The organism is Pseudoduganella sp. RAF19 (assembly GCF_052114165.1).
Classification (GTDB): domain Bacteria; phylum Pseudomonadota; class Gammaproteobacteria; order Burkholderiales; family Burkholderiaceae_D; genus Rugamonas.
In genome coordinates this window covers 206,495-228,095 of sequence record NZ_JBFREF010000007.1, presented here as the reverse complement: position 1 = coordinate 228,095, position 21,601 = coordinate 206,495, and the positions used below count along the sequence as shown (strand labels likewise).

20 protein-coding genes are annotated in these 21,601 nt (G+C 61.5%); 7 read left to right on the top strand and 13 right to left on the bottom strand.

Annotated features, from left to right (window positions below):
• Nucleotides 1-84: 84 nt before the first annotated feature.
• Together AB4Z19_RS20280 and AB4Z19_RS20275 are read right to left on the bottom strand one after the other, a co-directional pair.
• Nucleotides 85-1,014 (bottom strand): LysR family transcriptional regulator, encoded by a 930-nt coding sequence (locus AB4Z19_RS20280; protein WP_442024649.1) that lies wholly within the window; start codon nt 1,012-1,014, stop codon nt 85-87.
• 3 nt (nt 1,015-1,017) lie between these two features.
• Nucleotides 1,018-1,935, bottom strand: coding sequence for a LysR family transcriptional regulator (locus AB4Z19_RS20275; protein ID WP_442024651.1), 918 nt, complete (start codon nt 1,933-1,935; stop codon nt 1,018-1,020).
• Between the two features lie 118 nt (nt 1,936-2,053).
• Here AB4Z19_RS20275 and AB4Z19_RS20270 point away from each other — a divergent pair, with 118 nt between their 5' ends.
• Nucleotides 2,054-2,905 carry an oxidoreductase gene (locus tag AB4Z19_RS20270; RefSeq protein ID WP_442024653.1) on the top strand — a complete coding sequence of 284 codons (852 nt, stop codon included), beginning with the start codon at nt 2,054-2,056 and terminating at the stop codon, nt 2,903-2,905.
• A gap of 1 nt (nt 2,906) precedes the next feature.
• On the opposite strand, the gene AB4Z19_RS20265 is transcribed toward AB4Z19_RS20270, so the two are convergent.
• From AB4Z19_RS20265 to ybaK, 6 genes are all read right to left on the bottom strand, one after another.
• Nucleotides 2,907-4,145 (bottom strand): metal-dependent hydrolase, encoded by a 1,239-nt coding sequence (locus AB4Z19_RS20265; protein ID WP_442024655.1) that lies wholly within the window; start codon nt 4,143-4,145, stop codon nt 2,907-2,909.
• Between the two features lie 3 nt (nt 4,146-4,148).
• Complete coding sequence (locus AB4Z19_RS20260; RefSeq protein WP_442024657.1) at nt 4,149-4,439, bottom strand: DUF427 domain-containing protein; 291 nt, start codon at nt 4,437-4,439, stop codon at nt 4,149-4,151.
• A 20-nt stretch (nt 4,440-4,459) separates the two neighbouring features.
• A complete protein-coding gene (locus AB4Z19_RS20255; protein WP_442024659.1) occupies nt 4,460-5,503 on the bottom strand; it encodes a sensor domain-containing diguanylate cyclase in 1,044 nt (347 codons plus the stop codon).
• A gap of 113 nt (nt 5,504-5,616) precedes the next feature.
• The gene (locus AB4Z19_RS20250) at nt 5,617-6,264 is read right to left on the bottom strand and encodes a DsbA family oxidoreductase (protein WP_442024661.1); all 648 of its coding nucleotides are present in this window, start codon (nt 6,262-6,264) and stop codon (nt 5,617-5,619) included.
• Between the two features lie 57 nt (nt 6,265-6,321).
• The gene (plsY, locus tag AB4Z19_RS20245) at nt 6,322-6,936 is read right to left on the bottom strand and encodes a glycerol-3-phosphate 1-O-acyltransferase PlsY (protein ID WP_442035867.1); all 615 of its coding nucleotides are present in this window, start codon (nt 6,934-6,936) and stop codon (nt 6,322-6,324) included.
• Between the two features lie 108 nt (nt 6,937-7,044).
• Entirely contained in the window at nt 7,045-7,536 is a 492-nt protein-coding gene (gene ybaK / locus AB4Z19_RS20240; RefSeq protein ID WP_442024665.1) for a Cys-tRNA(Pro) deacylase, read from the bottom strand.
• A gap of 39 nt (nt 7,537-7,575) precedes the next feature.
• Between ybaK and AB4Z19_RS20235 the strand changes: the two genes are divergently transcribed.
• On the top strand, nt 7,576-8,550 hold the full coding sequence (locus AB4Z19_RS20235; RefSeq protein ID WP_442024667.1) for an endonuclease/exonuclease/phosphatase family protein: 975 nt from the start codon (nt 7,576-7,578) through the stop codon (nt 8,548-8,550).
• Here AB4Z19_RS20235 and AB4Z19_RS20230 read toward each other — a convergent pair.
• Complete coding sequence (locus AB4Z19_RS20230) at nt 8,456-10,999, bottom strand: sensor domain-containing protein (RefSeq protein ID WP_442035866.1); 2,544 nt, start codon at nt 10,997-10,999, stop codon at nt 8,456-8,458. The two genes, AB4Z19_RS20235 and AB4Z19_RS20230, sit on opposite strands and share 95 nt — an antisense overlap.
• Nucleotides 11,000-11,206: 207 nt before the next feature.
• On the opposite strand from AB4Z19_RS20230, the gene AB4Z19_RS20225 reads away from it, so the two are divergent.
• The gene (locus tag AB4Z19_RS20225) at nt 11,207-12,418 is read left to right on the top strand and encodes an efflux RND transporter periplasmic adaptor subunit (RefSeq protein ID WP_442028585.1); all 1,212 of its coding nucleotides are present in this window, start codon (nt 11,207-11,209) and stop codon (nt 12,416-12,418) included.
• Nucleotides 12,419-12,421: 3 nt separating this feature from the next.
• Nucleotides 12,422-15,553 carry an efflux RND transporter permease subunit gene (locus tag AB4Z19_RS20220; protein ID WP_442035865.1) on the top strand — a complete coding sequence of 1,044 codons (3,132 nt, stop codon included), beginning with the start codon at nt 12,422-12,424 and terminating at the stop codon, nt 15,551-15,553.
• A gap of 119 nt (nt 15,554-15,672) precedes the next feature.
• Here AB4Z19_RS20220 and AB4Z19_RS20215 read toward each other — a convergent pair whose 3' ends face one another.
• Genes AB4Z19_RS20215 through AB4Z19_RS20205 form a run of 3 tightly spaced genes read right to left on the bottom strand, consistent with a single transcriptional unit; the run spans nt 15,673 to nt 17,289 of the window.
• Nucleotides 15,673-15,852: a hypothetical protein gene (locus AB4Z19_RS20215; protein WP_442028443.1), complete on the bottom strand. Its 180-nt coding sequence runs from the start codon at nt 15,850-15,852 to the stop codon at nt 15,673-15,675.
• 37 nt (nt 15,853-15,889) lie between these two features.
• On the bottom strand, nt 15,890-16,789 hold the full coding sequence (xerD, locus tag AB4Z19_RS20210) for a site-specific tyrosine recombinase XerD (protein ID WP_442028442.1): 900 nt from the start codon (nt 16,787-16,789) through the stop codon (nt 15,890-15,892).
• Nucleotides 16,765-17,289: a methylated-DNA--[protein]-cysteine S-methyltransferase gene (locus tag AB4Z19_RS20205; protein ID WP_442028441.1), complete on the bottom strand. Its 525-nt coding sequence runs from the start codon at nt 17,287-17,289 to the stop codon at nt 16,765-16,767. Before AB4Z19_RS20205 ends, xerD begins: the two co-directional genes overlap by 25 nt.
• A gap of 481 nt (nt 17,290-17,770) precedes the next feature.
• Here AB4Z19_RS20205 and AB4Z19_RS20200 point away from each other — a divergent pair, with 481 nt between their 5' ends.
• The 3 genes from AB4Z19_RS20200 (at nt 17,771) to AB4Z19_RS20190 (ending at nt 20,490) form a co-directional block, all read left to right on the top strand.
• Nucleotides 17,771-18,412: a TRAP transporter small permease gene (locus AB4Z19_RS20200; protein ID WP_442028440.1), complete on the top strand. Its 642-nt coding sequence runs from the start codon at nt 17,771-17,773 to the stop codon at nt 18,410-18,412.
• Entirely contained in the window at nt 18,409-19,794 is a 1,386-nt protein-coding gene (locus AB4Z19_RS20195; RefSeq protein ID WP_442035864.1) for a TRAP transporter large permease, read from the top strand. The genes AB4Z19_RS20200 and AB4Z19_RS20195 overlap by 4 nt, the downstream gene beginning before the upstream one ends.
• Nucleotides 19,795-19,977: 183 nt before the next feature.
• The gene (locus tag AB4Z19_RS20190; RefSeq protein ID WP_442022736.1) at nt 19,978-20,490 is read left to right on the top strand and encodes an REP-associated tyrosine transposase; all 513 of its coding nucleotides are present in this window, start codon (nt 19,978-19,980) and stop codon (nt 20,488-20,490) included.
• A 93-nt stretch (nt 20,491-20,583) separates the two neighbouring features.
• On the opposite strand, the gene AB4Z19_RS20185 is transcribed toward AB4Z19_RS20190, so the two are convergent.
• Entirely contained in the window at nt 20,584-21,576 is a 993-nt protein-coding gene (locus tag AB4Z19_RS20185; protein WP_442022737.1) for a TRAP transporter substrate-binding protein, read from the bottom strand.
• Nucleotides 21,577-21,601 lie beyond the last annotated feature (25 nt).

Sequence of the window (21,601 nt, the reverse complement as noted above, 5' to 3'; positions counted from 1 at the left end):
GCCGGCGGACGCCAGCCTCACGGTTGTATGTGCAAGCAGCGTGCCAGCGCATTCGCAGGGTGGAAGACAGATCAGGAGTGAATTTCAGGCACTGGATTTGTGCAGCGCACCAAGCGGGTGCAGGCCAGGCTCCGCGCGGAGGCGCACCACCATCAAATCAACAAAGGCCCGCACGCGCGCGGAGCCCTGGCGCGCATCGCGATGCACGATATGGATCGGTACCGGGGGTGTAGCGTAATCGTCAAGCACCAGTTGCAGCTCACCGGAGGCCAGCAGCGCCGATGCCTGATACGACAGCAGGCGTGCGATGCCGAAGCCGCGCTTCACCGCCTCAATGGCCGCGTCGTTGGTATTCACATTCAGGCGCGCGCTCGGACGCTGCGAGATCAGGCGGCCCTGATCGACAAAGCGCCAGTCCGGCGGCGTGCTCGATCCGGATGACGACACGACCACGTGATGCATCAGGTCCTGCGGCGTGCCAGGTGCGCCATGCTGCGCCAGGTATTGCGGCGATGCGACCACCACGCGCCGCACTTCGCCCACGCGTGTGGCGCGCAGCGTCGAATCCGGCAACTCGCCAATGCGCACGCCAACGTCGATGCCCTCTTCCAGAAGGCTCGTGACGCGATCCACAAATAAAGTGCTTACCTCCATGCCCGGATAGCGCTGCAGGAAGTCGACGATGCCGGGCATGACGTACATGCGGCCGAACAGCATGGGCGCCGTCACCATCAGGTGTCCGCGCGGCGCGGCGTTGATGCCCTGGACTGCTTCGTCGGCTTCGTCCATCTCGGCGATGATGCGGCGCGCGTCGTCCAGATAGCGCTGGCCTGCTTCGGTGACGCGCACATGGCGCGTGGTGCGGTCCAGCAGCTTGACGGCCAGACGTTCCTCCAGCGCGGCGATGGCGCGCGTGACGGCGGGCGGCGACATGCCCAGGCGGCGCGCGCCGGATGCAAAGCCCTGCTCTTCGGCGACGGCGACAAAGACGGTCATCAGGTAAAGGCGGTCCATGTTCTATCTCGCTTTGCGCGGCTTGGGAAAGTAGGCCGGCGCGCGCTCGGCCACAAAGTCGATGAAGTGTCGCACACGCAGCGGCATGCGTGTGCGCTGGGCGTAGTACATGTACACCCCGCCACCGGAACCAAGCTGCTGCGGCAGCAGATGGAGCAGGCGGCCTTGTTCGAGGTCGTCACCTAGCATGTAGACCGCGAGCTGGCCAATGCCGACGCCCGCGCGCACGGCTTCGACTTCGCTTTCGGCAGTGTTGAAGCTGGCGACACAGGGCACGTCCTGATAGATGGTGCCGCCCTCGCCTTTCAGCTCCCATGGAATCAGGCGGCCGGTATTGGGCTGGCGGAAGCCGGTGCAGCGGTGCTTCTGCAGCTCGTGGATATTCTTTGGCGCCCCGTGGCGCTCAACGTAATCGGGCGATGCGCAGATGGCCAGCGCCAGGTCGCCGATGTGGCGCGCAACCAGGTTGCGCTCAGGCGGATTACCGGCACGGAAGCCGACGTCGATCTTGGACGAGATCATGTCCGTGAACTGGTCGTTCAGCAGCAGGTCGAAATGCGCGCTGGGGTATCGCTGCTGGAATTCGGCAATCAGCGGCGTGAGTACGATGGTGCCCAGCGAGGTCGCGGCGGAAATGCGGATCAGGCCTTCCACGGCCTCGCGGCTGTTCTGCACCTGGTCGAAGGCCTCGTCCAGCAGGCGCAAGCCGGGCGTGGACAGCTCGAACAGGCGTTGGCCTTCCTCCGTCAGACTCAGGCTGCGCGTGGTGCGGTGGAACAGGCGCACGCCGAGGTGGTCCTCCAGCTGGCGCATGGCTTTGCTGACGGCTTGCGCGGACAGCCCCGCCTCCACGGCCGCCTTGCTGAAGCTGCCGGCCTGTACGACGCCGATGAAGATGGTGATGACGCGGGCTTTGTCCATTCCAGCCATTTACAACCAAAAGGTGAAAATCAAACATCTTTCCTATGCCTAGTGTAGCAGCACTTCCACGCCTACACTTCCCTTCACCAAATCACCAATCTCTCGAAGGAGAAACATCATGGCAAAGAAAGTCTGGTTCATCACTGGCGCTTCCCGCGGTTTCGGTTCCCTGATTGCGCGCGACGCACTGGCGCGCGGCGACTATGTTGTGGCCACCGCCCGCAAGGCGGAAAGCGTGACCGAGGCACTGGGCGCGCATCCCAATCTGCTGGCCGTGCAGCTGGATGTGACCAGGGAAGCCGCAGCTATCGTGGCCGCGCAGCAGGCGGTGGAACGCTTCGGCCGCATCGATGTGCTGGTTAATAACGCTGGTTTTGGCCTGCTCGGCGCGGTGGAAGAGTCGTCGGCCGATGAAGTGCGCAAGCTGTATGACACCAATGTGTTTGGCCTGCTGAACGTGACCCGCGCCGTGCTGCCGGTGATGCGCAAGCAGCGCAGCGGCCACGTGATGAATATCTCGTCCGTCGGCGGATACAGCGCTTACTACGGCTGGGGCGTGTACGGTTCGACCAAGTTTGCCGTGGAAGGCTTGAGCGAAGCGATGTCGATGGAACTGGCGCCGCTGGGCATCCATGCCACCGTGGTCGAACCGGGCTTCTTCCGCACGGACTTCCTGGATGCGACGTCGCTGACCGAGACGGCAGCGCGCATCGAGGACTACGCGGAAACCGTGGGCGCCATGCGTACCTTCGCGGCCGGCGCGAATCATCAGCAGCCGGGCGATCCGCAGAAGCTGTCGAAGGCCATCCTGAAATTGGCCGATGCTGAGAAGCCGCCGGTGCGCCTGCAACTTGGCAGCGATACCGTGGCCCGCGTGCGCGCCAAGAACCAGCAGGTGGAACAGGAAATGGCGCAGTGGATCGATGTGGCGATGTCCACCGATTTCGATCCGGTAAAGCAGGCCGCCTGAGCTAGTGCTGCGCGCCGGCCAGCAGGTCGGCGCGTGGCATGCCCCATTGCGGTACGTTGCCGGGACATGCGCGCGACTGCGCCAGCTCCAAGGTGGTGAAGTTTCCGCGCGGTGTGGAGGCGAAGCGCTGGTCGCTGGCGACTTCCTCGTCCACCTGCGGGATGCGCGCGAAGCGCAGCCAGGCGTTCAGTTCGCAGTTGCCCGCAGCGAGCGTGCGCAAGGTAGTCAGGCTGCCCTGCCAGTCGCTTTGCAGCGCGACGCCATCAGCGCCAGCACGCAGCGCCGGCTCATCGCCGCCACGTGCCTGCAAGGCGGGCGCGCAATCGGCGACCGGCAGCCAGCCCGGCGCCAGGCTGATAATGCCGCGGCGCAGTCGATAAGAGGCGGCAGCTTGGTTGCTCTCCACGGAAGCGAAGGCCCAGCACAGAGGCTGCGCCGGGAAAGCAGTCATCGCGATATCCACTACGCGCGATGCCGGGTCGAGCGCCTGCAAGTGGCGCGTGAGTTGCGCGCGGCCTAGCGAGGATGCGTAGCCCTGAACGCCAACGAAGGCCAGGCATATCGCCAGCGCCAGGGCGAGCGCGCGCCGGCTGTGCATATGCATCAGGCGCAGCGCCGCTATCGCGCCGCCCAGGGCGGCCAGCGCTTCGAATGAGCCCCAGCTAAGGTAGCCATGCACGGTCACGAAAGCCAGTGCAGCAAATAGCCCGAACACCAGCACCCAGCGCGCCCGCGTGTGGATCGACAGCGCCAGCGGCACGCCGAACGCCACCCAGAACACCGGCTCCACGATGAAGACGGCGTCGCCGTAATACCAGTTCGGGTTGAAGGGATAGAAGGGATGGACGCCGTATGAATTCAGGAAGTCCATCGAGATATGCAGCAGGAAGCCGGCGACGGTTGCCAGCAGCAGGCCAAGCCGTGCATGGCGGCTTTCGCGCAGCAGCGCGCGGGCGTTGGGCCACAGCAGCCATAGCGCCGCCAGCAGCAGCACGGCTTGCGGCAAAAGGTAGAGCAGCGTGTGCGTGTGGCCGCGATGATGCAGCAGATAGCCGAGCGGTGGCGGCAGCTGGTGCGTCAGGACGAGATCGAGATCGGGGAAATTGCTGGCCGCCGCGCAGGCGGTCAGCAGCAGGCGGTGGCGGGTCTTCTGGCGCGCGTCGCCTGCCTCGGGAGGCAGGCTGCGTTGAATCAGCTCGCCGACGCCGAGGCCGACGACTGAATGGGTGATGTTATCCACGCACTAGTGCTGAACTTCCACGCCGTGCCAGAAGGCGATGCGGTTTTTCAATCCCTTGGCGGCTTCAGATGGGGTTGGGTAGTACCAGGCGGCGTTGCCGTTCACCTGGCCGTCCACCACCACGTTGTAGTAGCTGGCGACGCCCTTCCACGGACACATGGTGGTGTGGGCGCTGTCCTGCAGGAATTCCTTGTTGACCCGCTCCGGCGGGAAGTACACATTGTGCTCGACGATTTCAACTTCGTCGGATGCTGCTTCGGCGATCACTACGCCATTCCATGTTGCCTTAGGCATTTCAAAATTCTCCGTTCGTTTCAGCCTTCTACCCTATTGCGGCCGTTCTGCTTGGCACGGTACAAGGCGGCGTCGGCCTGGCGCAGCAGGCTGTCGGCGTCGTCGATGTCCATATGGTTGAAGGAGCCGATGCCCAGGCTGGCCGTGACCGGAACTCTACGGTTGCCATCCATGTGCATCTGCGCCTCAATTCGTCCACGCAGCGTTTCCGCAAACTTGCGCGCGCCTTCCAGCGGCGTGTTGGGCAGAAGGATACACAATTCTTCGCCACCGTACCTGCCGGCGACGTCGATCACCCGCACATTTTCGCGAATCAGTTTGCCGACAGCGCTCAGCACCTCGTCGCCGATCATGTGGCCGTGACGGTCGTTGACCTGCTTGAAGTGGTCCAGATCGACCATCACCGCCGACAGCGGCGTGCGGAAACGGCGCGTGCGGGCGACTTCGAATTTCAAGCGGTTCATCAGCGAGCGGCGGTTGTGCAGGCCGGTCAGCTCATCGGTCGTGGCCAGCATTTCCAGCTCGCGCATCGATTCTTTCAGCGCTTTTTCATTGGCGCGCAGCTCGATCAGGGCCATGACCTGGCGCGCCAGGCGGCGCAGCATGTCGCGCTGGCTGGTGGACAGGCAACCTGTCTTGGTATTCATCACGCACAACGTGCCGATGGCGTAGCCGTCGCTGGACGTTAGCGGCACGCTGCTGTACATGCGCATGAAGGGCGCTTCCGTCGTCAGCGGCATCCTGGAAGTGCGCGCATCCTTCGTCAGGTCGCAGATTTCAGTGGCCTCGTCGCCCAGCACCGCCAGCGAGCAATAGCACTGGCCGCGCGGCAGGTTGCCCAGTTCCAGCCCGGTGAAGGATTTCACGTAGGCCTGGTCGGCGTCGATCAGGGTGATGAAGGCGTAAGGCACGTCGCAGACCTTGGCGGCCAGCTCGGTAAGGAAGGTGAAGTCTTCGGTATTTGGCGCGTCCAGCGCTTCATAGCGGTGCAAGGCGGCCAGACGGTGCTTGTCGTCCATCGGCAGTGGAAACGAGTGCGAAAAGATCTGTTCTGCGGCTGACATGAGCCCTCTCCCGTGTGTAGCGTTGTCGCGCTTCTAGTGTTTGCCTTGAGCTGCTGGTGCTACATCTTGCAGTGTATAGCAAACGGGAGAGGTTGTAACCGAGATAAGACCTATTATTTCATCGCCACTATTTGTTTCAGTGCCTGCTCGAAGGCTTCCGGCGGTTGCCCGCCAGAAATCAAATGCCGTTCGTTGATGATGATCGCAGGAACCGAGTGGATGCCGTTGCGCTGGTAGAAACGCTCGGCTTCCCGCACTTCCTCGGCATAACGGTTGGACGACAGCACTTCGGTGGCGGCTTCCTGGTCCAGTCCCGCTTCCCCTGCCACGCGGATCAGAATGTCGCGGTTGCTCGGGTCTTCGCCCTTGGTGAAGTAGGTGGACAGCAGCGCATGCTTCAGCTCGCTCTGCTTGCCCTGTTCGCCGGCCCAGTGCAGCAAACGGTGGGCGTCGAAGGTGTTGTAGATGCGGGTGCGCGCGCCCAGAGCGAATTCAAAGCCGACGTCGGCGCCGCGCTGGCGGATCATCTCGCGCGATTGTTCCTGCTGGGCTGGCGTCGCGCCGTACTTCTGCTGGATGTGTTCGGTGATGTCCTGCCCTTCCGGTCCCATGGCGGGATTCAGTTCGAAAGGCTGGAAATGGATGTCGGCTTTGACGGTGCTGCCGAGGCGATTGAGTGCCGTTTCCAGGGAGTGCAGCCCGATGGCGCACCAGGGGCAGGAAACGTCGGATACGAAATCAATGCGGAGGGGAGTGCTCATTGCCAGCTCCATGTGTCACGAAGCTGGCATTTTCGCATGAAGAAGAAATCGGCGCTGTCAGGCCTTCTTTTTCGACTTGGAACCGATGCGGCTTTCCTTGCCGGCCATCAGATTGCCGATGTTCTTGGCATGGCGCCAGATCAGCAGGCCGCTCATCACCACCACCGCCGCCATTTGCGGATCGGCGCCGAACAGCAGGCCGTAGTAGAAAGGCGCGAAGATGGACGCCACCAGCGCGGCTAGCGAGGAGTAGCGGAAGGCGTACGCCACCACCAGCCAGGTTACCAGCGTCGCCACGCCCAGCCAGATATTCAGCGCCAGCAGCACGCCCGCGGCGGTCGCCACGCCCTTGCCGCCTTTGAACTTGAAGAATACGGGCCACAGGTGGCCGATGAAGACGGCAATCGCTACCAGCGCGATGGTGCTGTCGCCGGCGCCCAGCTGGTCGGCGAAGTGGATGGTCAGGAAGACGGCGATCCAGCCTTTGAAGGCGTCGCCAATCAGCGTCCAGATCGCCGCGCCTTTATTACCACTACGCAAGACGTTGGTGGCGCCAGGATTGCCCGAGCCGTAGGAACGCGGGTCCGCCAGGCCGTAGAACTTGCTGACCACGACGGCGAAAGAAATCGAGCCGATCAGATAGGCAGCGATGGTGAGCAGGACAGTATTCATGATTCCCCTGAGTTGTTTTATTTATATTGCACTTAAATGGGGACGTAACACATTTGTCTTTTTAAATGTGTTACGTCCCCATTTAAGTGCCGGCGGTGACTATACCGGTCAATCGGCCAGCGCGCAATTCACGGGTTTGGCGCCCAGCACCTCGCTCAGCACCTGCGGCTGGATGCCGATCAGGAAGCCGCGCCGTCCGCCATTGATATAAATCGTTTCCAGCCCGAGGATGCTTTCCTCGACGTACACCGGCATTGCTTTCTTGGTGCCGAACGGCGAGGTGCCGCCCACCATATAGCCGGAATGGCGCTGCGCCACTTCCGGCTTGCACGGCTCCACCGATTTGCAGCCGATATTGCGCGCCAGGTTTTTCGTGGAGACCTTGCAATCCCCATGCATCAGCACAATTAAAGGTTTAGCTGCTTCATCCTGCATCACCAGCGTTTTCACGACATGGTGTTCGTCCACGCCCAGTTCGCGCGCGGATACGGTGGTGCCGCCATGTTCTTCGTATTCGTAAGGGTGTTCGGTGAACGGGACCTTGTGCTTGCGCAGTAAAGCTGTCGCCGGGGTTTCTGAAATGTGCTCTTTTTTTGCCATGCCGTGATACGCTAAGTGCTCAGGAAGGAGTTTCTCATTATGCAGCAAGAAATTCGCTTTGCCACTTTCAATGTCTGCAACCTCGCCCCGCCGGGCGCAAAATTGTACGACAATCTGCTGCCTCTGACGGAGGCCGAATACGAAGCCAAGGCGAACTGGACCGCCCAGCAGCTGGATCAGCTCGATGCCGACGTGATCGGCTTCCAGGAAATCTTCTCCCAGGAGGCGCTGCGCGATGTCCTGTCCCGCACCCACAAATACCGCGAGGCCATCCACGCCGGTTTCGATCCAGATCCGCAAGCCGATCGCCTGACGCCCAATGTGGCCCTGGTGTCCCGTCTGCCGCTGGCGGGCGAGCCGGTTGTCTATGCCAATTTTCCGGAAGATGTGTCCAACGATGTCAACGGCCCGGAGGCCCGCTTCGCACGGGCGCCCCTACACGCACGGGTGGTGCTGCCCGGCGAGCATGTGATCGATGTGATCGTGGTGCACCTGAAGTCGCGTCGTCCCGACTACCGTTCCGGCGATGATGGCGACGATCCCCTGCACTACGCGATGGCCAGCCTGCGCTCGCTCGTGTGGCGCGGTACGGAAGCGGTGGCGCTGCGCGTGCTGCTCAGCAAAATGATGCGCGAAACGCGCCGCCCCTGCATCGTGCTGGGCGACTTCAACGATACGGCCGATGCCGTGACCACTACCATCGTCCTGGGCAACGGCGCCAGCATCCTCGGCACCGAGGAACGCCGCGGCCGCATGTACGACGCCAATCAGATCCAGCTGCGCCAGGACCATTTGCGGCACGTGGGCTATACCAGCATCCATGAGGGGCATTACTCGACCATCGATCACGTACTGGTGTCGGAGGAGTTCAATCCGGCCTCGCCGCGCGCAATCGGCGAGGTGGTGGATGTCTCCTACTTTAACGACCATCTGCGGCAGGAACGGCCGGAAGTGTCGGATCATGGCCAGGTGCTGGTGCGCTTGCGGCTTCGGCCACTTTCGGCGGGTCAATGACCCGCCCTACGGCTGCGCTGAGCGTGGCATCGGCCAGAAAGCCCTGATACCGGTCGCAGCCCAGTGCACGCAATAGCTCCAGCTGTTCGTTCGTCTCTACGCCTTCGGCAATCACCGTCATGTGCATGCTGCGCGCCATCGCGATGATGGTGCGGATGGCCGTGGTATCCGTGCCGCCATTCATGAAAACTTGCGCAATCTTCAGCTGGTCGATCGGATAGTCCTTCAACTGGCCAAGCCGCGAATAGCCGGTGCCGAAATCGTCCAGCGATAAGCGCACACCCAGTTTGTGCAGGGCCGCCAGCGTTTCGGTTACGCGAGGACCGCCGTCTTGCAGAATGTTCTCGGTCAGTTCCAGCTCCAGGCAGCCAGCAGCCAGACCGGATGCCGCCAGCGCATCGCCCACACTGTCCAGCAGCCCCTTGTGCGTGAACTGGGCGCGCGACAGGTTCACTGACACAATCAGCAGCCTGCCCTGCTCATGCCAGACCTGCGCCTGCCGGCAAGCCTCCTGCAGCACCCAGTTGCCGATGGCGATCATCAGCCCCGCTTCCTGCGCGACATCGATAAAGCGCTCCGGCAGCAGCAGGCCCAGTTCAGGATGGCGCCAGCGCAACAGCGCTTCCATGCCGATCACGGTATTGGAGGCGATCTCCACTTCCGGCTGGAACACCAGCTCGAACTGCTGCTCCGCCACGGCCCGCCGCAGGCCATTCTCGATGCCGGCCCGCTCCACGACGCGCGCATTCATTTCGCTGCTGAAGAACTGGCAGTTATTCCGTCCATCCTGCTTGGCGTGGTACATGGCGACATCGGCGTGCTTGAGCAGGGTATCGATGTCGGCGCCGTCGGCCGGATACATGGCAATGCCGATCGAGGTGGAGATATGCAGCTGGTGCTCGTCCAGCGCGTATTCCTGCTCCACAGCGCGGAGAATGGTTTCGGCCACGTGAGCCGCCCGCTCCGCGTTGCCGATGTCGGTAAGGATGATGACGAACTCGTCGCCGCCCTGCCGGCTCACCGTGTCGGCCTCACGCACGCATCTGACCAGGCGTGCCGACACTTCCCGCAGCAGCCGGTCGCCGAACGAGTGGCCCAGCGAATCATTGACATATTTGAAACGGTCCAGGTCCAGGAACAGGATGGCCAGCTTCTCGCCGCTGCGGCGTGCGGCGGCCAGGGCCAGGCTGAGACGGTCCAGCAGCAGCACGCGGTTGGGCAGATCGGTCAGGAAGTCGTGCTCGGCCAGATGCCGGGTCTGCTCTTCGGTTTTCTTGCGTTCGGTGATGTCGGACACGATGCCCATGTAATTAGACACCTGGCCGGCGCTGTCGCGAATCGCCGTGATGTTGACCCAGGCCGGAAACAGCGAGCCGTCGCTGTGGCGCGCCCAGGTTTCGCCCTGCCAATGGCCGGCATTGTCGACGCTCAGCCAGACCTCGCGGTAGAAGGATTCATCTTCCAGCCCGCTGCGGAAGGCGCTGACCGGCTTGCCCAGGATATCGTCCGGGACAAAACCCGTTACGGCTGAGTAGGCGCGGTTGATCGCGATCACACGCCGGCCGTGATCGGTCAATAGGATGGCGTCGTGGCTGTTTTCGAAGACCTGGGCCGCCAGATGCAATGATTGCTCGGTCCGCTTGCGCTCTGAAATATCGCGCACAACCACATAAAACAGATGCTTGTGATCCAGGCTGATGGAGGTCATCAGGACTTCGGCCCAGAACTGCTGGCCTTCGCAATCCAGGTAATGCCAGTCGTAGCGGCTATTGCCCTTGCGGATGGCCTCTTCCACGCGCTGGGCAGAAACACCGGCCGAGGGAACGCCATCCGGCTGCTTCAGCGGCGAAAAGTCATCCAGGCTACGTCCATGCAAGCGCTCTTCCGTCTTGCAGCAGAACAGCCGCACCGCCGCCGGATTTGCCTTTTCGATCACTCCATCACGTAGTAACAAAATGGCATCACTGGAACGCTCGAACATCTGGGAGAAGTTGGTGCCGGCGGCCTGTAGCGCATCGGCCGCCTGGCGGCGCTCGGTGATGTCGACATCCATACAAACGATCTGCGCCAGCTCGCCATCGTGGCGCACCGGGATCTTGGCCGAGTACAGCCACAGATCGCGTCCAGCTGCCGTGCGTACCAGCCAGTCGTCCGCCGGAGTAGCGCGGCCCTCGCGCCACAACTCGGTCATCAGCATGTCATGCTCGGCCTGGCGTTCGCCATGCGACAGCAGATCGGACATCTTCCGCCCCATCGCCTGGCCAACCGTCACACCCCACAGCGTGGCGCAGGACTGGTTACAGAAGCGCACCAGGCCATCCCGATCGACGCTGCAAACGGCCACCATGGGCGTCAGCTCAAGAGCCGCCACCATGCGCGTAATCAGCTCCAGCGCAGTGAGAGCAGCTGAGCTTGAGGTGGAGGCGGGGGAGGGATCTGGCTGGCGCATTCTCCATTCTTATCGAGAGTCGCGAGTGCACATTTGATATGGCGCAAAGGTCCTCCCCTTGACCTGCGTTTCATCCCAGCTTTATGCATTTCAGCTACCGCTTTTCACGCTTCATCGCATTCCGATGGTCCCTTCCCTTGTGAAAACCTAGAGTGTCACCATCCCACACCGCAGGCAGCGGCCAACTCTTATCCAATGAGTAAAATAATGAACCTGACAACCCTGCCCTTGAAATCCCGCCCACGCTGGCGCCTCCCCCTGATCGGGCTGGTGGTGCTGGGACTGGCGGGCGGCGGCTGGACTGTGATGCAAGCACAGTCGCAAGCTTCCGCAACGCAAACGGCAAAGCCCGACAGCAAGGCTCCGGCCAAGGAGCCTGTCTATGAACTGGCCAGCGCCGATGTGACCGCCATTGAAAGCCGTCCGCTCGCAATGAGCTTGCCGCTCTCCGGCTCGCTGATGCCGGTGGCACAGGCAACCGTGCGTTCCAAAGTGTCGGGCCTCGTGCATGAGTCAGGTATGCGCGAAGGCACCACCGTGCATGAGGGCGATGTGCTGGTCCGTCTGGATCAGGCCGACCTGAAAGCCCGCCTGCAACAGCAGCAAGCCGCGCTGGATGAAGCGCAGGCCAAACTGCAGCTGGCACAGAAGAACGAATACAACTCCTACATGCTGCTGACGCAGAAATACATCTCGCAGACCAGCTACGACAGCACATCGAATGCCGTCGATCTGGCCAAGGCAGCAGTGAAATCCGCTTCCGCCATGGTGGACATTGCCCGCATCGCGCTGAACGACAGCACGGTCCGCGCGCCCATCAGCGGAATTGTCTCCAAACGTCATGTTCAGGCGGGCGATAAAGTCGCGCCTGACATGCCCGTCTACACCATCGTCAGCCTGAATGAGCTGACCTTGGAAGCCCAGGTGCCGACCACTGAAATCCCGCGCGTGAAAGTGGGCCAGGAAGTGCGCTTCAAAGTCGAAGGCTATGCCGGCCGCCAGTTCAACGGCAAGGTGGCGCGCATCAACCCGACGTCGGAACTGGGTTCGCGCTCGACCATCGTGTATATCGCTGTGGCCAATGGCGACGGCGCCCTGCACGGCGGCATGTTCGCCAAGGGCACCATCACCACCGAGCATTCGGACGATGCGCCCGTGGTGCCGGTCGCCGCGCTGCGCGACGTGAACGGCCAGCAGGTGGTCTATGAAGTCGTGAACGGCAAGGTGGTGGCGCGCAACGTCACCATCGGCCTGCGCAATGAAGACGAGGGCTATGCCCAGGTTACCGATGGCCTGTCGCCCGGTGCGAACGTCATCGTCGCCAAGCTGGAAGGCGTCAAGCCAGGCGCCAAGGTCAAGCTGGCGGTGCCGACCAGCGCCACGCCTGCCGCCAAGCCGGCCATGCTGGCACGGGGCTAAGCCATGTGGATCACAAAAATCTCCATCCGCCAGCCAGTCTTTGCCACCATGGTGATGGTGGCGCTGATGGTGCTCGGCCTGGCCTCCTACGCAGGCCTGGGCGTGGAAAGCATGCCCAATGTCTCCCTGCCCTTCGCTGCGATTGAAGTGCAGTATCCGGGCGCTTCGCCCGAAGCGGTGGAGAACGACATCACCCGTCCCATCGAGGACATCGTCAACACCGTCAGCGGCGTCAAGTCGATCCGCGCCAACTCCTGGGAAGGCAAGTCCGGCGTCTATCTGGAATTCGACCTGACCACCAATATGGACCGCGCCATGCAGGACGTGCGCGACAAGATTGCGCTGGTGCGTCCACGCTTCCCGCGTGAAGCCAAGGACCCGCTGATCGTGCGCGCCGAAGGCGAGAACGACCAGGCCATCGTCCAGCTGACCATTACTTCCGATACGCGCAGCCTGCGCGAGCTGTCCACCATGACCGACCAGATTCTGGCCAAGCGCTTCCAGGGCGTGCCGGGCGTGGGCCAGGTGCGTGTGTTCGGCACCACCAAGCGCCAGCTGCAGGTGAGCCTGAAGCCGAACGAGATGACGGCGCAAGGCGTGGGCGTGGATGAAATCATCAAGGCCATCCAGGATGCCAACGCCAACCTGCCCGCCGGCCGCATCACGCACGACGTGAGCGAAGACCTGGTGCGCGTGGAAGGCAAGCTGAAAGAAGCCTCGGAATTCAACAAGATCATTGTCGCCCGCCGCGCCAATGGCCCGGTGTATCTGGAACAGGTGGCCGACGTGTTCGACGGCGAAGCGGAACCGGATTCCATCGCCCGCGTCAATGGCAAGCGCGCCATCTCGCTGCAGGTGACCAAGGTGCAGGATGCCAACGTGGTGGAAGTGGGCCGCGGCGTCATCAAGGTCGCGCAGGAAATGCAGAAGACCCTGCCGCCGGACATCAAGGTCCACGTGGTCGATTCGCAATCGGACCGCGTGCAGAGCCAGGTGGACAATGTGAAGGAAACCATCATCGAAGGCGCCGTGCTGACGATGATCATCGTGTTCTTCTTCCTGCATTCCTGGCGCTCGACCATCATTACCGGCCTAACCTTGCCGATCTCCGTGCTGGCCAGCTTCATCGCCATGAAGGCTTTCGGCTTCACGCTGAACTTCCTGACCCTGATGGCGCTGTCGCTGTGCATTGGCCTGCTGATCGACGATGCGATTGTGGTGCGAGAAAACATCGTGCGCCACCTGGGCTTCGGCAAGCATCACCGCAAGGCGGCGGAAGACGGCACCAATGAAATCGGCATCGCCGTGATGGCGACCACCTTCGCCATCGTCGCGGTGTTCGTGCCGGTGGCCTTCATGAAGGGCCTGATCGGCCGCTTCTTCCTGCAGTTCGGCGTGACCGTGGCGGTGTCTGTGCTGGTGTCGCTGTTCGTGTCCTTCACCCTGGACCCGATGCTCTCCTCCGTCTGGCATGACCCGGTGAAGAACCGCTTCAAGTATGTGCCCTGGCTGGGCCGCTTCATGGAAGGCATCGAGCACCAGGTCGAGAAACTGCACGTCCTGTACGGGAAGATCCTGGGCGTGGCGCTGAACTGGCGCAAGACCACGCTGGCTCTCGCCTTCGCACTGTTTGCCGGCAGCCTGCTGCTGGTGCCGAAGATCGGCGGCGAGATGTTCCCGGAGACGGACCAGGGCTGGGTCAATCTGGTGTTCAAGGTGCCGGTCGGCTCCAGCCTGGAATACAACTCGGCCAAGGTGGCGCAGATTGAGGAGATCCTGAAGAAGGAGTACCCGGAAATCGACACCATGCTGTCCAACGTCGTGACCTGGCAAGGCCGCCACACTTCGGAAGTGAACCTGAAGCTGGTCGACAAGAACAAGCACCACCGCCGCTCGCAGCAGGAGCTGGAGAAGTCGATCCGTGCACGCCTGGCGTCCGTGGCCGGCATCACTATGTCGAGCGGTAATAAGCCGATCTTCATTGCGATTCTGGGCACCGACGAAGCCAAGCTGGATGCCGCCGCCAGGGAACTGATGGACAAGATGCGCAAGATCAAAGGCATCGCCGACCTGGAATACAGCCAGGAAGGCGCCAGCCCGTCCACCATGGTCAAGATCAACAACGAGCTGGCCAGCGATCTGGGACTGACCGTGCAGCAGATCGGCGCCGCGCTGCGTCCGTTCGTCGGCGGCGAGCAGGTGAGCTACTGGCTGGCGAAAGATGGCCAGAACTATGAAGTGAATGTGCAGCTGCCAAAGTCCGGCCGCCAGCGCATCGCCGATCTGGGCGACCTGTCGATCGCTTCGAGCAAGCTCGATGCGCAAGGCAATCCGGTCATGATCCCGCTGCGCCAGGTGGTGACCTTTGTGCCGTCCTTCAGCCCGCAAGTGCTGAAACGCCAGGCCCTGCTGCGCCGCGTGGCGATCTTTGCCGGCACGGAAGGCCGTCCTGTGGGCGACGTGGACGCGGACGTGAAGAAGGCCATGGATTCCATGAAGCTGCCCGACGGCCTGCGCTTCGACGTGTCGGGTAATGCGCAGCAGATGCAGGAAACCATGAGCGGCGCCATCACGGCGCTGAGCATTGCGGTGATCTTCATCTACCTGGTGCTGGCATCGCAGTTCGGCAGCTTCCTGCAGCCGATCGCGATCATGATGTCGCTGCCGATGTCGCTGATCGGCGTGCTGGTGGCACTGCTGGTGACGGGCTCCACGCTGAACGTGTTCTCGGTGATCGGCGTGATCATGCTGATGGGCCTTGTGACCAAGAACGCGATTCTGCTGGTGGACTTCACCAACCACGGCCAGCGCGACGGCATGAACCAGCGCGAGGCCATCATGGCGGCGGGCCAGGTGCGCCTGCGTCCGATCATGATGACCACGCTGGCCATGATCTTCGGCATGCTGCCCATGGCGATCGGCATGGGCGACGGTGGCGAAACCCAGGCGCCGATGGGACGCGCCGTGATTGGCGGTGTGATCACCTCCACCCTGCTGACCCTGGTGGTGGTGCCGGTGGCTTATACGTATCTGGACAATATCGGCAAGCGCGCCGCGCGCTGGCTTCGTCGCAACAACCCGGAAGTCAGCCCGGTTGAAACGCCGAAAAAGGACAACGTGGCGGAAGTCGCGTAACCGGTTCGCCCGAGCTGTCCACGCACAAGCGCGGACGTGACGGCGGCCAAATGGCCGGGGTCTGACGCTGACGTCGGGCATGCGCAGCATGTCCGATGTTAGGGTCTGACCCCATGGTGCTAGATGTTGGCGTCGGCTCCCACATCGGTTTCGGTTGTTTCGAAACCGGCTTCATCGGCGTCCTGCTCCGAGGGCGGCCGGTTTTTCCCCTCCAGCTTGCGCTTGGCCTTTTCCTCCGCCTTGCGCTTCTTCTCTAGTTCCCGTTGCCGTTTTTCGTACTGGAAATTCGTTTTCGCCATGGTGGTGGACCTCCTCACCATACATTAGCGCAAATTTTCACCCGCGCGGATGATGTGCCGCATGTAAATGCTTCAAGCGCTCGCGCGCCACATGGGTATAAATTTGAGTTGTGGAAATATCCGAGTGCCCCAGCAGCAGCTGCACCACGCGCAAATCCGCGCCGTGGTTGAGCAAATGGGTGGCAAACGCATGGCGCAGGGTGTGGGGCGACAAGGGTGCCGTAATTTCCGCCTTCTGTGCGCATTTCTTGACAACGACCCAGAACATCTGGCGAGTCATCGGGCCGCCGCGCGCCGTAATAAACAAGGCATCGTCCTGTTGGCCATCCAGAATCACGCCGCGCGCCTCGCGCAGGTAGCGCTCAATCCACAGGCGCGCCTGCTCGCCAAACGGCACCAGGCGGGTTTTGGCGCCCTTGCCCGTGATGCGCAGAACGCCATCGTTCATGCTCAGTTCCAGCGTTTTCAGCGCCACCAGTTCGGATACGCGCAGCCCGCTGGCATACATCAGCTCCAGCATGGTGCGGTCGCGGATACCCAGCGGCGTGCGCAAATCCGGCGCCGCCAGCAAGGCCTCCACCTGCGACTCGCTCAGCGTGTGGACGAAGCGCAGCGGCTGCTTGGCCGAGGACAGCTTCAGACAGGGATCTTCGGCGATCTGCTTCTGCCGCAGCGCCAGCTGATAGAAGCGCTTCAGCACGGACAGCCGGCGGTTGGCCGAGCTGGCCTTGGTGTCCTCATGGCGGGCGGCGAAATAGGCGTCGATATCCGGCGTGGTGACGGACAGCAGCCCCGTTGCGGGACGGGTCGTTGCCAGCCACTTGGCAAACAGCCGCATATCGCGGCGGTAGGCATCCAGGGAATTCTTCGACAAGCCGTCTTCCAGCCACAGGCTGTCGACGAACTCGTCGATCAGATCAAGGTTGTCTGCTGCCATTGATACTCTTTATGGCCCTCATGTGCCAGCAGCCAGCGTTTGACGCCCAGCGTGAAGCCAGCCTGGTCATCGCTGCCCGCAAAGCCGCCCAGGCCCTGCGCGCCCGTCACGCGGTGGCAGGGAATCACCAGCGGGAAGTAATTGGCGCCGCAGGCCTGGCCGATGGCCCGTGGATGCGAGCCCAGGTGCTTGGCCAGCTCGCCGTAGGTGCGCAATTCGCCGCGCGGGATTTCGCAAATGGTGTCCCACACGCGGCGCTGGAAATCGCTGCCCAGCCGGGCCAGTGGAAGATCGAACCGGAAATCCGCGTCTGCGCAGTAAGCGAGCACTTGCTGGGCCGCTTTTTCGGCCAGCGCATCGGCCGGCGCCTTCTCGGCGTAATGCGCCGGGAGGTAGAACAATTCGGTCACAACCGCACCAGCGGTGCGGATACCCAGAGCCCCGAAAGGCACCTGGATGATGGCGGAAAACAGCTCGTTCGCCTGTTGTATTCTGGTCACATTTGCTCCACTTGGTACTGTGGCATTGATGCTACAACACTCGCTTCGAGAGGGCAAAAAAAAACGCACCATCCGGTGCGTCTTCAAGTTAGGTTCGCGGCCCCGGCCGTTTAGCCCCGCTCAGCGGTGGTCTAACGGCATTACTGTGAGCTGCGTCGTCTCCTCATTAATCCGCGGTATTGGCTACCGTTGTTATGTACCACTCCCCACTAACTTGCGTATTCGTTGCTACCTTGGTGCATTTTTATATTCGTTTTGCACCGTTTGGGAGCGACGCCATCATAACTGATCTGTGACTTGATTTGTCCATTTTTCTTTTTTTGTTGTTATGCAAACGAAATTGTCGCCCCGACCATAGAACTGTGGTAAGCCCGCCTCTTAGTAGTAACCGCAATTGCCAAAACTGAGGCAAAAATAATATGTTCAAGGCAAGACCCGAAAGGGCCGGGGTTTATAACTAAAAGAGAGACACACAATGCTAATGAAAGTACTCGACCATCTGGAAGAGTGGATTATCAGCTTTCTGATGGGAGGCGCAACCCTCATCATCTTCCTGTCGGTGGTACACCGTTACGGGACCGGACTTCCCATTCCGGGCGTTCAGGACTGGCTGCTCAGCCTGCACTTCGAATGGGCGCAGGAACTGGCCATCATCATGTTCGTGTGGATGGCCAAGTTTGGCGCGGCTTACGGCGTGCGCAAGGGCGTACACGTCGGCGTGGACGTGCTGGTGAGCCGCCTGCCGGCTGAATGGCGCAAGAACACCACCATCATCGCCCTGCTGTGCGGCATGCTGTTCACCGGCATCGTCGGCACGCTGGGCCTGCGCTTCGTGTGGGAGAACGGCATGCACCATGCTGTCTACACGCTTCTGCACATCGAGACCGATGTACCGGAAGGCCCGATCACGCCTGACCTGGAATGGCCGACCTGGTTCGTGTATTCCGTGGTGCCGATGGGCTCTTACCTGATGTGCTTCCGCTTCATCCAGGTGCTGGTCACCTTTATCCGCACCGGTGAAATGCCGCACCAGGACGAATCCGAAGTGGAAGGTCTGGACGATATCGAAAACGATCCGCTGTTCGCCACCGTTCCTCACACCACCCATGGAGGCGCACGATGAGCGGCCACGCACATGATGTAGTTCCAATGTCGCGCCAGAAGGCGGCCACCTGGCTGCTGGGCATCGGTGCCATTCTCGGCGCCGTCTGCTTCGTCGGCGGCAAGGTCGGCATCGTTTTCTCGCTGCTGATCCTGTTGATGCTGACCGGTATTCCAGTGTCGATTGCACTGGGCCTGACGGTGCTGATGTTCATGTACCTGCTGACCCAGGTGCCGGTGGAAGCGGTGGCGCTGAAGCTGTTCAGCGGCATCGAGAAGTTCGAGATCATGGCGATCCCGCTGTTCATTTTGGCGGGTAACTTCCTGACCCACGGCGGCGTGGCGCGCCGCATGATCAGCTTTGCTACCTCCATGATCGGCCACTGGCACGGCGGCCTTGCGCTGGCGGGTATTATCGCTTGCGCGATGTTTGCGCTGGTGTGCGGATCGAGCGTGGCAACCGTGGTGGCAATCGGTTCGATCATTCTGCCGGCCATGGTGAAGCAGGGCTATCCGAAACAGTTCGGCGCGGGCGTGATCATTACCGCGGGCTCGCTGGGCATCCTGATGCTGCCGTCGATTCCGAAAGTGATTTACGCGATTTCGACCAATACCTCGATCGGCGCCTTGTTCCTGGCCGGCCTCTTCCCAGGTATCCTGCTGACCTTCATGCTGTGCGGCGTGACCTGGGTGCTGGCCAAGAAGAACAAGTATCCGCGCATGCCGAAAGCCACCTGGGCCCAGCGCTGGAAAGCCTTCCGCGACAGCGTGTGGGGCCTGATGCTGGTGGTGATCATCATCGGCGGTATCACCAAGGGTATCTTCACGCCGACCGAGGCCGCCGCGATGAGCGCGGTGTATGCCTTCTTCATTTCCGTGTTCGTCTACAAGGACATGCCGCTGAAGAAGATGCCGGAAGTGCTGAAGAAGTCGGCCAGCCTGAGCGCGATGCTGCTGTACATCATCACCAACGCTGTGCTGTTCTCCTTCCTGATGGCGCACGAGAACATCCCGCAAGCAATGGCGGACTGGATTCTGGCCAAGGACCTGGGCCAGGTCGGCTTCCTGTTCTTCACCAACATCCTGCTGCTGCTGGCTGGTAACGTGATGGAACCATCCTCGATCATCCTGGTGATGGCGCCGATCCTGCACCCGGCCGCGATTCGCTTGGGCATCGACGCCGTCCACTTCGGTATCATGATCGACGCCAACATGGAAGTCGGTCTGTGCCACCCGCCGGTCGGCCTGAACCTGTACGTGGCGAGCGGCATCTCGAAGATGAGCATCTCCGAGCTGACCGTGGCCGTGATGCCTTGGCTGCTCACCATGCTCGTGTTCCTGGTAATCGTGACCTACTGGCCAGGACTATCGCTCTGGCTGCCGAAGGCAATGGGCCTGATGTAAGGCTCGGTCTGCGCCTGCAAGGCGGATCAATGATCCGCCCTACGCCGCCCCACAAGGCGGCGTTTCATTTTGCGGATTGATTGGATAATATTTCGGGGCGTAGGGCGGGTCATTGACCCGCCGCAAGCGACAACTGCCGCATCCGCGCTAGGCTGAATACTCACCAGCCCGGAACGGAATCCTATGCCGAACTACCGCCGCCTGCTGCATCCTGGTGGTCGCTACTTCTTCACCGTGGTCAGCGAAGGTCGCCGTCGTATTCTCACGGACGCCGCGTTCCGCCACAACCTTCGCTTCGCCATCCAGCGCGTGCGGGCTCGCTACCCATTCGACATCATTGCATTCGTTTTGCTGCCGGATCATCTCCACACAATTTGGACTCTGCCGGAAGGTGACAGCAACTTTCCGCTGAGGTGGCGCTTAATCAAGGGGCTTGTCACACATCAGGGAGGACAAAACTCCCCTTGGCAACATCGCTATATGGAGCATTGGCTGCGCTCGGAAGAAGACTTCCGCCAGCACTTCGATTACCTTCATTGGAATCCGATGAAACACGGGCTGGTGGCGCGCGTAGTGGACTGGCCCTGGTCGACCTTCCATCGCTACATCGCTGAAGGCATCTATACAGCCGACTGGTGCGGTGACGCAGTCAGCGGCGGATCGATGATCCGCCCTACAACCCCGCATCTCGAATAGGTCACCGTGGCGTGCGGCCGCCTCCCCGTCGACGCTCAATAAAAAAGGGCAAGCCGAAGCTTGCCCACATCGCTGCTGAGAAAGACTGGTGGATTACTTCGACGTTTCCTTGTTGATGGCGTCGATCAGATCTTTGCCGATACGGCTTTCCATTTGCTTTTGCACCGGCAGCATTGCTTTACGCCATTCGGCCTGTTCGGCGGCGCTCAGGTTGTAGATGGTGGTCTTGCCGGACTTCTTGATTGCGTCCAGCGCCATATCGTTGTCGCGTTGGGCAATGGCCTTCTCGTACGTGGTGGCATCGCGCATTGCCGCTTCCAGCTGGGTGCGGATATCGGCCGGCAGGCCATCCCAGAACTTCTTGTTCACGATCACCGCATAGCCCAGGTAGCCGTGGTTGGAGGTGGTCAGATGCTTCTGCACTTCATGCATCTTCTGGGTGTACATATTCGATGGCGGGTTCTCGGTGCCGTCCACCACCCCGGTCTGCAGCGCCTGGTACACCTCGGAGAACGCCAGCACCTGCGGGTTCGCGCCCAGGGCACGCATCTGCGCGTCCAGCACTTTGGACGACTGGATACGCATCTTCAGGCCTTTGAAGTCCGCCACGTTGTGCAGTGGCTTGTTGGCCGACATGATCTTGAAGCCGTTGTCCCAGTAAGCCAAGCCGGTAATGCCCTTGCCTTCCAGTTTCTTCAGCAGACCCTTGCCGATCGGACCTTCGGTCACGTTGTACAGCGCGGTCTTGCTCGGGAAGATGTACGGCAGGTCGAAGACTTCGAATTCTTTCACACCCAGCGGACCGAATTTGGCCAGCGAAGGCGCCAGCATCTGCACGGCGCCCAGCTGCAGGGCTTCCATTTCTTCCTTATCCTTGTACAGCTGGCTGTTTGGATACACTTCAACCTTCACGCGGCCGTTGGTATTCTTTTCCGCCAGCTGCTTGAAGCGCTCGGCGGCCTGGCCCTTCGGCGTGTCGGTGGCGACCACGTGGCTGAACTTGATGACGATCGGCGCCTGGGCGAATGCGTTGGAAGTAATGCAGGCGGCCGCGCTCAAGGCGACCAGGATGGTCTTGAATTTCATAGTGTCTCCCCGTAAAAGTGGATGG